The organism is Caballeronia sp. RCC_10, from assembly GCF_041360715.1.
Taxonomy (GTDB): Bacteria; Pseudomonadota; Gammaproteobacteria; order Burkholderiales; family Burkholderiaceae; genus Caballeronia; species Caballeronia grimmiae.
On sequence record NZ_JBFUPT010000001.1, the window covers coordinates 145,765 to 158,028 of the forward strand.

10 protein-coding genes are annotated in these 12,264 nt (G+C 60.1%); 7 read left to right on the forward strand and 3 right to left on the reverse strand.

From position 1 onward, the window contains the following. Window positions 1–361: 361 nt before the first annotated feature. The 5 genes from AB6804_RS00680 (at window position 362) to AB6804_RS00700 (ending at window position 5,838) form a co-directional block, all read left to right on the forward strand. Window positions 362–1,180 (forward strand): helix-turn-helix transcriptional regulator, encoded by an 819-nt coding sequence (locus AB6804_RS00680; RefSeq protein ID WP_370884831.1) that lies wholly within the window; start codon window positions 362–364, stop codon window positions 1,178–1,180. Between the two features lie 228 nt (window positions 1,181–1,408). After that, window positions 1,409–2,800, forward strand: a complete 1,392-nt coding sequence (locus tag AB6804_RS00685; protein ID WP_370884832.1) for an MFS transporter — start codon at window positions 1,409–1,411, stop codon at window positions 2,798–2,800. Between the two features lie 111 nt (window positions 2,801–2,911). Further along, window positions 2,912–4,609 (forward strand): FAD-dependent oxidoreductase, encoded by a 1,698-nt coding sequence (locus AB6804_RS00690; RefSeq protein WP_370884833.1) that lies wholly within the window; start codon window positions 2,912–2,914, stop codon window positions 4,607–4,609. A 29-nt stretch (window positions 4,610–4,638) separates the two neighbouring features. After that, the gene (locus AB6804_RS00695; protein WP_370884834.1) at window positions 4,639–4,830 is read left to right on the forward strand and encodes a hypothetical protein; all 192 of its coding nucleotides are present in this window, start codon (window positions 4,639–4,641) and stop codon (window positions 4,828–4,830) included. A gap of 240 nt (window positions 4,831–5,070) precedes the next feature. Beyond that, window positions 5,071–5,838, forward strand: a complete 768-nt coding sequence (locus AB6804_RS00700; protein WP_370884835.1) for an SDR family oxidoreductase — start codon at window positions 5,071–5,073, stop codon at window positions 5,836–5,838. 771 nt (window positions 5,839–6,609) lie between these two features. Here the strand turns inward: AB6804_RS00700 and AB6804_RS00705 are convergent. From AB6804_RS00705 to betC, 3 genes are all read right to left on the reverse strand, one after another. Further along, on the reverse strand, window positions 6,610–7,737 hold the full coding sequence (locus tag AB6804_RS00705) for a porin (protein WP_370884836.1): 1,128 nt from the start codon (window positions 7,735–7,737) through the stop codon (window positions 6,610–6,612). A 237-nt stretch (window positions 7,738–7,974) separates the two neighbouring features. Beyond that, on the reverse strand, window positions 7,975–8,922 hold the full coding sequence (locus tag AB6804_RS00710; RefSeq protein WP_370884837.1) for a choline ABC transporter substrate-binding protein: 948 nt from the start codon (window positions 8,920–8,922) through the stop codon (window positions 7,975–7,977). A gap of 40 nt (window positions 8,923–8,962) precedes the next feature. Beyond that, on the reverse strand, window positions 8,963–10,498 hold the full coding sequence (gene betC, locus AB6804_RS00715; protein ID WP_370884838.1) for a choline-sulfatase: 1,536 nt from the start codon (window positions 10,496–10,498) through the stop codon (window positions 8,963–8,965). A 128-nt stretch (window positions 10,499–10,626) separates the two neighbouring features. On the opposite strand from betC, the gene AB6804_RS00720 reads away from it, so the two are divergent. Together AB6804_RS00720 and betI are read left to right on the forward strand one after the other, a co-directional pair. After that, window positions 10,627–11,526, forward strand: a complete 900-nt coding sequence (locus AB6804_RS00720) for a LysR substrate-binding domain-containing protein (protein WP_370884839.1) — start codon at window positions 10,627–10,629, stop codon at window positions 11,524–11,526. A 148-nt stretch (window positions 11,527–11,674) separates the two neighbouring features. After that, window positions 11,675–12,262, forward strand: coding sequence for a transcriptional regulator BetI (gene betI, locus AB6804_RS00725; RefSeq protein ID WP_244792401.1), 588 nt, complete (start codon window positions 11,675–11,677; stop codon window positions 12,260–12,262). Window positions 12,263–12,264 lie beyond the last annotated feature (2 nt).

The following is a 12,264-nucleotide window of genomic DNA, read 5'->3' on the forward strand; positions in this document are numbered from 1 at the left end:
AGCAGCGTCATGACGCCGTCAACTCATGGCGACCCTAGGAAAACCTGCATAGATAGAGGAATTGCATTCGGCAATGGCCCTGCTCGCATGTCGGTCCTCGACTCGATGCAGGCGGGCGGCGCTTCTCTGCCGGGCGCTCGGACGCAGCGAACTAGCGAAGCACGGCCGCAATTCGCGCCATTCCATCTGACAGCGAAGTCAACTGCGCCAGCACAATGACGATCGTGGACGAGTCGCCGGCGCGTCCGCCCTGTGTCGATACGGATCTGCGCATCGGCGTAGCAGCCGAAGGCGCCCTCTTACGAGCTCCTGTCACAGAGTCGCTTAGAATCGTTTTTTTGGGCACGCTTCGAGGCCAATCATGCGCTCATGGCGGCTTGATCGCCCCAACCTCTCAGGCCATCTGGATCTGTCACGGGCAACGAGCCTGGTTTCGTCCATTGGGTCTACTGATGCGAACGCCTTCGCGGCGGAAGTTCTGAAACTTGTGGGCGATGCCGCGGGCATATCGCAGTGCACCGTCTTCGCTTACGAGTTCAACAATCGCCCACGGACGGTCTCAGTCGCAGACCACCGCGGTGGCCGATTCCTGAGCAACGTCGCGGATACCTACGCAAAGACTTTCTATGCGCTGGACGGAAATCAGACGATCATCTCGTCTGCCCGTCCGCCGAAGCCGGATTCGGCCGTCTTGCTCCACCAGCAGGCCATCGAAGACATCTCGCATGAAGGGTATCGGGCCGCCTGCTATCACCAGCCAGACGTTTCAGGCCGACTGTCCCTTCTGCTCCAGCCGTCGCAGGATATCTGGCTTTCCGTCAATCTCTATCGCGACCGCAGGCGCGGCAACTTTCACGCGAACGAGATCTCGCTTATCGAGGGCTTTGCGCCGCTGATCGCACAGACCGCCCGGCATCATTACGCGCTATGCGGCCAGATTCAGACCGGCATTCCGCAACTCATGCTGGCGCGCATTCGAGGAATCTGCCCAGAGTTGTCGAAGCGCGAACTCGATGTCCTGTGCGGCGTTCTCGAGGGCCGTACTGCGAACGACATCGGCGAACTCATGGGCGTCAAGGCCTCCAGCGTCGTGACTTATCAGAAGCGGGCGTTTCGCCGCCTGGGCATTTCGAGCCAGCGTCAGCTGTTTGCCTTGTGCCTGGCTACCAGCCGGGAATGACCGGCCACTGCTTCAGCTTTCTGATCGCGCCCGATTCCTGTTTTGGCTTGCACTGAGGGTTTTTCCTGACTCATTTCACCGGTCGAGTCGTACCCATTTTGGGGACAGCCCGCGCGGGCGCATCGCCATACTCCACTCATCGCGATATCTCGCCGCCCTGACGAGCCTGACGCGATTGCATCGAGTGCTGTGACGCTCGACATAGAGTCAAGTCTGGAGACGACCCGTATGGAAACGACGCCATTGGCCGACCGAAGTCCCCTTCCCGGCGGTCCGGCAAACGATGCTGGATCGAGTGAATCGACGCGAGAGCAGCGTGTCATCGCCAAGGTTTCCCGGCACCTTCTCTGGTTTCTCTTCGTCCTGTTCTTCTTCTCGTTTCTGGACCGGATCAATATCGGATTTGCCGGCCTTACCATGATGAAGGACCTCGGTCTGTCGGGCGTCCAGTTAGGTCTGGCGACGACGCTGTTTTATATCGCCTACATCGCGTTCGGCATTCCGAGCAATATCGTCCTCGCGCGGATCGGCGCCCGGAAGTGGATCGGCACCATCATGATCGCCTGGGGTCTGGCCTCTACAGCGACGATGTTCGCGTCGAGTCCTGGAACGCTCTATCTGTCGCGAATTCTCGTCGGCGTGACGGAGGCCGGCTTTCTACCGGGCATCCTGCTTTACATGACGTATTGGTTTCCGAACGCATATCGCGCGAGGGCCAACGCTTTGTTCATGATCGCGATGCCCGTCACGGCCGCAATCGGCTCCGCCCTCTCGGGATACATCCTGGCGCTGGATGGAACGCTCGGCCTCAAAGGATGGCAGTGGCTCTTTTGCCTGGAAGGGTTGCCTTCGGCGATTCTGGGTCTGGTCGTGTTCGGCTATCTGCGCGACGTTCCCGAGCAGGCGAACTGGCTCACGGCCGATGAGAAGCGCACGCTTTCGAAGTCCCTCGCGGCCGAGCACAACGCCGACCCCGTGTCGTATGCGCCCGCCACCGAACAGCGAAGCCTTCTCAGCGAGCTCCTCTCGCCAACAGTCCTCAAGTTTGCGCTCGCTTATTTCTGTCTGGTCAACACGCTTGCGATGGTTGCCGTCTGGACGCCATTGATCGTAAAAAGCTTCAGCGCCGATGCGAGCAATCGGACCGTCGGTCTGCTGGCCGCGATTCCGCAAATCTGCACGATTATTGCAATGATTTGGTGGGGAAGACGCTCCGATCGCAAACAGGAACGCAAATGGCACCTGATGTTGCCGATGCTGTTCTCCGCTGCTGGCTGGCTTTGCACCGCGTGGTCCACTCACCCCGTCATTCAGATGCTGGGCATCTGCTTCGCGTCGGCGGGATCGTACACCGCCATGTCGATCTTCTGGACGACTCCCGATCATGCATTGAGTTTCCGGGCGCGTGCACTGGGTATTGCAGTGATCAACGCGACCGGAAACATTGGATCGGCGCTGAACCCGCTGGTCGTGGGATGGCTCAAGGATGTTACCCATAGCTTTACCGCCGGATTGCTCTATGCAGCGGCATTGCTCGTGGTCGGAACCATCGTAGTGTCAGTGCTGCCCGTTCAGTCCAGGCGCCCCCGCGACGCGGAGTTATCTCGCAACGCACGTTAGCGCGCATTGCCCGACCAGGGCAAACACACCGATGGCGTGACGGCAGAATCGAGGCGCAACTCATGCATGCGCCTTTGCCCTCCGCTAACTGACTTCGTTAAGGAGCAAACGATGCAATTCAAAGCTTACCCGTTCACTGCAAAGAAATACGCTGCCCGTGTGCCCGGTCTTGACAACGACATCGAGACAAAGCGACATGCAGTGACGATCGTCGGCGGTGGCCCTGTCGGACTTGCCGTGGCGCTTGGCCTCGCCAATCACGGCGTTCCTTCGGTATTGATCGAAGCCGATGATTCCGTGTGCCACGGCAGCCGGGCAATCTCTATCTCGCGCCGGAGCCTGGAAATCATCGAGCGGCTTGGTGCGGTCGAGGGCTTTCTGAAGACCGGACTGCCGTGGGCCGGTGGGCGCAGCTTTTATCGCGATAGCGAAGTGCTGCACTTCAAGATGCCGCAGGACGATAACCAGAAGCTGCCTCCGATGGTGAACCTCGCGCAATATCACATCGAACAGTTTCTCCTGGACGTCGCGCAACGGAAGTCTGATCTGATCGACATTCGCTGGCAGACCAAGGTGACTGCGATCGAATCGCGCAAGGATGGCGCCACGCTTCGCCTTACGACGCCCGAAGGCGACTACTCGCTCAACACGGACTGGGTTGTCGCCTGCGATGGCGGGCGCAGTACCATTCGCGACGCATTGGGCCTGCAGCTCAAAGGCACGAGATACGAGGGCCGTTACGTCATCGTCGATATCGAGCTCGAGAGCGAGCGGCCGACCGAGCGTCTTGCCTATTTCGATCCATCGTCGAACCCGGGCTCCACTGTGCTGGTCCACAAGCAGCCTGACAATGTCTGGCGCATCGATTACCAACTGCGGGACGGCGAAGACGCCGAGCAGGCAGTCAAGCCCGAAAATGTCATGCCTCGAGTGCAAAGCCTGTTGGACATGATGGGCGAACGCGGCGCCTGGGCGCCCATCTGGATCACGATTTACAAGGCCAGTGCCCTGACCCTGGAAAGCTATCGTCACGATCGCGTGCTGTTCGGCGGCGATGCCGCGCATCTAGTGCCGATTTTCGGCGTGCGCGGCGCGAACTCCGGAATCGATGATGCGGACAACCTCGCGTGGAAACTGGCGTTCGTCGTCCGTGGCCTTGCATCCGAGGGATTGCTCGACAGCTATTCAGACGAGCGCGTCTTTGCCGCCCATGAAAACCTGAGCTACGGCACCAAGAGCACAGAGTTCATGGCGCCGCCCTCATTCGCCTTCGAACTGATGCGCAAGGCCGTACTGAGCCTGGCGATCAAGCATGAACGGGTGCGTTCTCTAATCAACCCGCGGCAGACTTCGGCCATTACTTATACGGATTCGCCCCTCAACGCGCCGCAAGCACAATCGGGAGCGTTTGAGGCTGGCCCTGCGCCGGGGGCCGTGTTGACCGAATGCCCGCTGACGATCGTCGAGAACGGCAGCGCGAGAGAGGCGCATCTGACCGACTTGATCGCTCCACGTTTCACTGTTCTGCACTTCAGTAAGAACGGGCACGTTCCGGCGGAATTTGTGGAACTGGAAGCAAAACTTAAACAGGAGAAGCTGCCTTTCAAGCTGATCCCGGTAACTTCGCATCTACTTCCCGAGACGATGAACGATCACAACTGGGACCACACCGGTCGGCTGTTCACGATGTACGACGCCAGGCCCGGCACCGCATACCTGGTTCGCCCGGACGGCCATGTATTGGGACGCTGGCATGAGGCAGCGGCTGCCGATGTTGCGGCCGCCATCCAACACGCGCTTCAAATGTGATTGCGATCAAACCGGTAAAGGAGAACGCCATGACCGACAGCGACCTCGACATTGTTTATACCCGGCTGTGCAAGACCATGACTCAACTAGGCGAGTCGAACACTTCCCTTTTTCTCGCGCGGTTCGCCATGCTCGCGATCGACAAGATCAACGACCCGGCCGTCGCACTGAATTTGATCGACGACGCAAGCGAAGGAATGACTGAATCAGCGCCGCAGTAGGTTTTGATCCACAAGCCCGCCTCGTCATGCTTTTTTGGGTTCGACTATTTGTTCTGACGATGTCCTCGATCATTGAACGAGCTACGCGCGGTGTCATTCAAAACATTCCACGTTGAGTCGACTCACTCGTCGAACCATGTCCAGTGCACTGCTTTCTGCGGTTGATCGCCGGAGGCTGAGTGGCGCCGCTTGGCCGAAAAGGTCAGAATCTGCGCTATCGACACTCGAGAGGAAGAGCACATGACATCGTTATTCGATCTGAGCGGCCGCACCGCGCTCATCACCGGCTCGACAAGAGGCATCGGCTTCGCGCTCGCGCAGGGGCTCGCGGCCGCGGGCGCTGACGTGATCGTGAACGGAACGCGCGCCGATACCGTTGCCGAAGCGGTAGACCGACTCGAAGGCGCAGGCTTCAAGGCAAAAGGTCGCGCGTTCGACGTCACGGATGAAACAGCCGTCGTCAACGCATTTGCGCAGTGGGACCGTGACGGCGTCCAGATCGACATCGTCATCAATAACGCGGGCATCCAGTTCCGCAAGCCGCTCGTCGAACTCGAACTCGCCGACTGGCAGCGTGTGATAGATACGAACCTGACGAGCGCGTTCATCGTCGCGAAAGAAGCGGCGCGTCGCATGATCGCGCGCGGCAAGGGTGGCAAGATCGTCAACATTGGCTCGCTGACGAGCGAAAGCGCACGCGCCACCGTCGGCGGATACACGGCGGCAAAGGGTGGTATCAAGATGTTGACCCGGGCGATGAGTGCGGAGTGGGCGTCGTCGGACATTCAGGCGAACGCCATCGGGCCGGGTTACATCCTCACTGACATGAACCAGGCGCTGGTCGACAACGCCGCCTTCGACGCGTGGGTCCGCAGCAGTAATCCCTCGCAGCGCTGGGGCAAGCCGGAAGAGCTCGTCGGCACGGCGGTGTATCTGTCGTCGCAGGCATCGAGCTATGTGAACGGCCAGATCATCTATGTGGACGGCGGCTGGCTCGCTGTGCTCTGATCCGAACTTCTCGCGGGGACATGAACGCACTCGCTGAAAGTTGTTCTGCGTACAAGTCAAAGGCAGGCGTTACGGAGCATTACGCCTCGCAGAGGGGCCTCACAGCGCCTCGGTGGCAAACTCGCAAGCGAAGCCGCTTTAGTGAAAGGCGGCCATTGCTTCGGCTTCGGTCCCAGACAACGTAAAGCCGGAAAGGACACGAGTGTGAGCATGTGGCTATGACACCGTGGGCGGCAACGGCGCGCTCGAGAAAGGACGAGGATGCGGGTGAATCCAGGGTCGCAACTGGACGCGCGAATGTTCGGTCTGCAAAGGTTCGACGAACTTTCGACAGCTCATGTAATCGTTTTTTCTTGCTTGAAATCGCTCGCTTTCAAGAGATAATAAAACTGCGTACTCTCAGTGCGCTCTCTCGTTCGGCCCGCCGGAAAGGCGGGCATTTTTTATCGCCAAGTTTGCGAGCCTTGAAGACTCTGTATGTCCTGCCTCTGGCAAGTGACGTGCACCGGAAGGTGCAGCAATCCGAGGATCGAATGGCATTGCATCGAAAGACACTCATTGCGATAACCGCCCTACCTGCTCGCTCCTTGAATTAGCAAACGAAGTACGCCGGTTCCAGGATTTCGTACCCGCGTCTCTGCGCCCCGATGTTTGACCTGCTGTGCCATCCTTCCGTCGATGCTCTTTCGCCGTCGGCCCTCGCCGTGCCCGAGTTGCCTGTACAGCCGGTTCCGCAAAGGGCGAAACCGGCGCAAGCAATGGAGCAATGGGCTAGAAGGATTGGCGCATGCCGATACGAACATCAGCCTGCGCGTTCGAGGTGGACGGCGTAAAGCTATAGCCGATGACTGCATCGACCGGACCGGAGGCGCGCAGATAGTCGCCGGAAATGTAGATGTCGGTCCGCTTGGACAACAGATAATGGAGACCGAGCGATCCCTGATTCCAGTGATTGCCTTCGAAGCGCGTGTGCTGATAGCCGCCGTATAGCGCGATATCGGGCCTGAAGTTGTAGGACGCGCCTGCCTCGTACACCTTCATGTACGAGGTGACGCCCAGCCCCTTGATGTTCGTCCACGTGAAGTTGCCCGACACCATCAGGTTGCCGATCGTCCACGCGCCGCCAACGGCCAGCGCGCCTTGCCTGTCGACGGGGAACGCATTGGTGCTGTATGGGTCGGTGCGCGCACCCGTGGCCGGATCGATGCTGACTGCGGGCTGCCCGAGGAAAGTGTGCGCGCCGATCATCGCGTACGGATCGAACGCGTAGATTCCGTTTGGATTGTTCAGTTGCGTATAGGCGATCCCCAGGTTGAAGGTGTTCGCGGCATAGTGTCCGCCCACGCTCCATGCGCTGTTCTGGTGGAAGTTACCCGATACGTTGCCAAACGAATACATGCCGCCGAACGTGAAGCCCCCATAGTCGTTCGACAGGAACTTCACCGAATTCGGCAGCCGATCTCCGTTCATGCGGTCGAAGTCGCCCTGGTGGATGGCATAGCCGCTCGCCCAGGCCGAGATGTTGTACAGATAAACGAACTCTTCGGTCATATCGAGTTGGTTACCGAACGACAACTGGCCCCACTGATTGCTTTTCAGGCCCACGTACGCCTGACGCCCAAACTCCGCACCGCCGAACGCATAGCGTCCCGTGCCGACATGAAAGCCCGATTCGAGCACGAATACCGCCTGCAGCCCGCCGCCCAGATCTTCAGACCCGCGAAAGCCGATACGATTGCCGTAGGAAATGCCGTCATCGAACTTGAACAGGTGCGAGCCACCGCTGTTACTGACATAGGTAACGCCCGCATCCAGAATGCCGTAGAGCGTCACGCTGCTTTGTGCCTGCGCAACACCCGGTGCAACGGCTGCGCTCGCGGCGAGCGCAAAAGCTGTCATGAAAGACGAACGTCGTGCGGCGTATAGTTTTTCTTGCATCAGCGTGTCCTCTTGTTGTGGGGCGACACGTAAAAATAAGGTGCCATATAGCCGGCGGCTCGACTGATTGCGACATAAATCTGCCCGGGAGCGACCGTCGAATTGCAGCGTGACGTTCAGCACGTGCGCGCTGCAATCATTACCATAGGAATGCGAACTATCCGGCGCAGTGGCAAGACTCACACTTGCCACTATCGCCTATTTCACGCCCAAGGCGCTCTGGACGGCTTCCAGCCCGTTGCCGCCGCTCACGGTCATGACGTTGTCGAGCCACGCCTTCAATAGCTCGGGGTGACGTTTGAGCGCGTCGGCGGCGGCCGTTTCGAGCCTTGTCTTTTTATCCAGCACATCGGCAATGACGCCGTTCTCCAGATCCACGCTGAACGCCATCTGCCTGAAAAGACGTCCGACGTTCGGACATTGCTGCTCATACCCGCTGCGCGATACGGTGTTCACCGTGGCGCCGCCGAAGTTCGGGCCAAGATATTGATCTCCGCCATCGAGATAGACGGGCTTGAACTTCGTGTTCATCAGATGCGGCTCCCACGCGAGAAAAACGATGAACTTCTTGTCGCGTATCGCGCGCTCCACTTGCGTCAGCATGCCCGTTTCACTGGATTCGACGACCTTCCAGTCGCCAAGACCGAAGGCCTTGTCGTCCACCATCTTCTTGAGGTTCTGATTCGCGGGCGCGCCCGGCTCGATGCCGTATATGCGCTTGTCGAACTTGTCCGCATTCTTCTGCAGGTCCGCGAACGAATGCACGCCCGCTGCGGCGACGTATGCCGGGACAGCAAGCGTGAACTTGGCATTCGACAGATTCGGCCGCACCACGTCGATGGCTTTCTCGTCGACGAACGGCTTGACCAGCGGAGCCTGCGCAGGCATCCAGTTGCCGAGGAACACGTCGATCTGCCCTTTTTTCAAGCCCTGATACGTGATCGGCACCGACAGGTTCGCGACATCCTGCTTGTAACCGAGCGCCTTCAGCACGATGCCGCTCATCGCATTGGTCGCGTCGATGTCGGTCCAGCCCGGATCCGCCATGCGCACTTGCGTGCAAGACGGCGGATCGGCGGCGAACACGTGCGACGCCGCGCAGCCGAGCACGGCGGTGAAAAGCGCATGTATGAGGGCTTTTTTCATCTGCGTTCCTGTTGTATGTGCGGGTTGATCGTTTGCGGCTTCAATGTTCGACAGCGGGAAAGCGGGCCATTGCCTCGAGATCGTCGAGGTCGATATGGTTGCGCATATAGCGTTGACTCGCATCGACGCGGGGCTGCCAGTCCCATGACTGGATCGTGCCGAGTGTCGTCGATGCAAAGTGGAAGTGACGGCGGCGCTGACTCATCAGCACGTCGCGATGCAGCGCATCAAGATTCCAGCGACGCTCAACTTCCTCGCGAAACGCGGCCACCGTCGCTCGATGCCGCTCATCGTTAGCGAGATTGGTCCGTTCAAAGGGATCCGCTTTCAGGTCGTATAACTGGTCCGGATCGGCGGGCGAGTGAATGAATTTGTACGCCCCTCGCCGAATCATGACGATGGGCGCAATCGCGCCTTCCGCAAGATATTCCCCGATGGCTTCGTCATGGCCGCCCGTTCCTGCAAGATGCGGCACGAGGCTTTGCCCGTCGATGGCATCGGGCCAGCTTTCCGGCAATTCTCCGCGCGCGATCTCGACCAGCGTCGGCAATACATCGAGATGGGAGACCGATTCCTTCACGCGATGCGGCTCGAACCGCCCCGGCCGATGCACGATCAAAGGCACGCGGCAGCCGCCTTCGAAGAACGTCATCTTGTACCAGAGGTTGCGCTCACCGAGCATCTCGCCGTGGTCCGACGTGACGATGATCGTCGTCTCGTTCGCGAGTCCGGCCTGTTCGAGCGCTTCCAGGATGGCTCCGAACTGATCGTCCACATACGATACCGCGCCGTAGTACGCGCGCCGCGCGTTGCGAATCTGCCTGTCCGTTGGCGGCGTGCGATCGGCCTCGTAGACATGGCGCAGACGCTTCGAGTGCGGATCGCTCGCATCGAGCGAGTCGCGATAAGAAGGCATGTCCACGTCTTCGTCGGGGTACATGTCCCAGTATTTGCGCGGTATCGCGTAGGGATCGTGCGGATGGGTCAGCGACGCGACCATCATGAACGGCCGTGTGTCCCTGCCCGCGTGCCGCTCGCGCGCGATGTCGAAGAGCTTCTGACGGACGGTGAAGGTCACCTCGTCATCGAAATCGAGCTGGTTGGTGCGCACGCACGGGCCTGCATCGATGACGGAACTCATGTTGTGATACCACGACGGGCGCGCTTCGAAGTTCTGCCAGTCGGGCGTCCAGCCGAAATCCGCGGGATAGATGTCGGTTGTGAGCCGCTCCTCGAAGCCGTGCAACTGGTCCGCGCCACAGAAATGCATCTTGCCCGACAAAACCGTGCGATAACCTTCGGCGCGCAGATAGTGCGCGAAGGTCAGCGTCTCAGAAGGAAATTCGGCAGCGTTGTCGTAAGCGCCGATATTCGAGGGCAGCTTGCCCGCAAGCAAAGAGAAGCGCGACGGCGCGCACAGAGGACTCGCGCAATACGCCGATTCGAAGACGACGCCCTCACGCGCGAGCGCATCGATATGCGGCGTCTTCGTCACCCGATTGCCGTACGTGGCGAGCGCAAGCGGCGTGAGTTGATCGGCCATCACAACAAGGATATTTTGTTTCGTCTCAAGCATGGAGCAAGCCTCGAATAGAATCCACTGCAGCGAACCGCGCGGACCGGGACGTCCGCGCAACGCCACTATTGCCGTTCGATTTGCGTCTGTGAAGACGGCATTTCGTTATGCGCCTATAAGGAGCGGTTATGCCACGACAAGACCGCCTGCCGCCCATGCAGGCGCTGCTGATATTCGAATCCGCCGCGCGGCTCGCGAGCTTCACGGCCGCAGCGCGCGAACTCGGCTCGACGCAACCGGCCGTGAGCCAGCGCGTCGTGCAACTGGAGGAAGCGCTCGGCACTCCGCTCTTCGAACGAGGGCATCGCGGAGTCTCGCTGACGGAAGACGGAGCGCGTCTGTTCCAGGCAGTGCGCCAGAGTTTCGATCTCATCCGCCAGGCCGCGTCCGACATCCGCTCGCGCCATACGCAGCGCACGCTGACCCTGTCGACGGACTTCGGCTTCGCCGCCTACTGGCTGATGCCGCGCCTGCCCCAGTTCAAGGCGCTCATGCCCGATGTCGACGTAACGATCATCACGTCGCAGCAGTTTCCGAGCGCATCGGGCGAGGTTGCGGATGTGTTCATCGTTTTCGGCGACATGCACGGTGACTGGGGATCGCGCCGCGCCGTCAAGCTGTTCCCCGAACGAGTGACGCCCGTGTGCAGCCCGACGTTCGCCGCGACGCACGACACGTCGGACCTTTCCAAGCTGCCGCTTCTGCATGTCGAGCGCACGCAGCCCGAGCGATGGCTCTCATGGAGCGCCTGGTTCGAGGCCCACGGACACCCCGCCCCGCCGACGCAGGGCGGATTCACCTTCAACAGTTATGCCCTCGTCACGCATGCCGCGGTCATGGGCCAGGGGGTCGCGCTCGGCTGGTCGCCGCTCATCGACGAGCTCGTCGCGACCGGACAGCTGGTCGCGCTCCGCGATACCCCGCTCGTTACGGAGCGCGGGTACGTGCTGCTCACGCTGCGCGAACCGTCGGCCGCTGTGCGCGCGTTTCAGGACTGGCTGCTCGACGAGTGCGACACAATCATCTGACGTCGTTTGCCTTGTTTCAACCACGAAGACGTGCCGTGTTTTTATTGATTGACCGTTCAATATAAAAAAAGTAGCATGGTTTTCACGCTCGAACCATCAGGCAGCCGGATGTCTCCGGCGGCTGCGTCATTTATTGAAGTCGAACGTCATGCCAAAACTTGGAATGCGGGAAGTGCGCCGCGCGCAGCTCATCGATGCCACCTTGCTGACCATCGACGAGTTCGGATTGACGGGCGCGACGCTCGCGTCGGTCGCGCAGCGCGCCGAAATCTCGACCGGCATCGTGAGCCATTACTTCGGCGACAAGGACGGTCTGCTCGAAGCGACCATGCGGCATGTGCTGCGTTCGCTGTGGCAAGGCACATCGCGCCGGCGAAGGGCCGCTAAGGCCGATCCGCGCTCGAAGTTGCGCGCCGTCGTCGCCGCGAACTTCGACGTCGAGCAGGTCAACGGGCCGGTCATGAAAACGTGGCTCGCTTTCTGGTCGGAAAGCATGCACAAGGACCGGTTGCGGCGCTTGCAGTACGTGAACACCCGGCGTCTCTACTCCAATCTATGCGCGGAATTTTCGCGCGTGCTGAGCCGCGGCGCTGCCCGTCGCGCCGCGACCGGACTCGCGGCCCTGATCGACGGCCTCTGGTTGCGCGGCGCGCTCGCAGGAGAACCTTTCGACACGAAGACCGCCCTGCGCGTCTCGTATGACTACATCGACATGGTGATCAAGCCACGCGACTGATT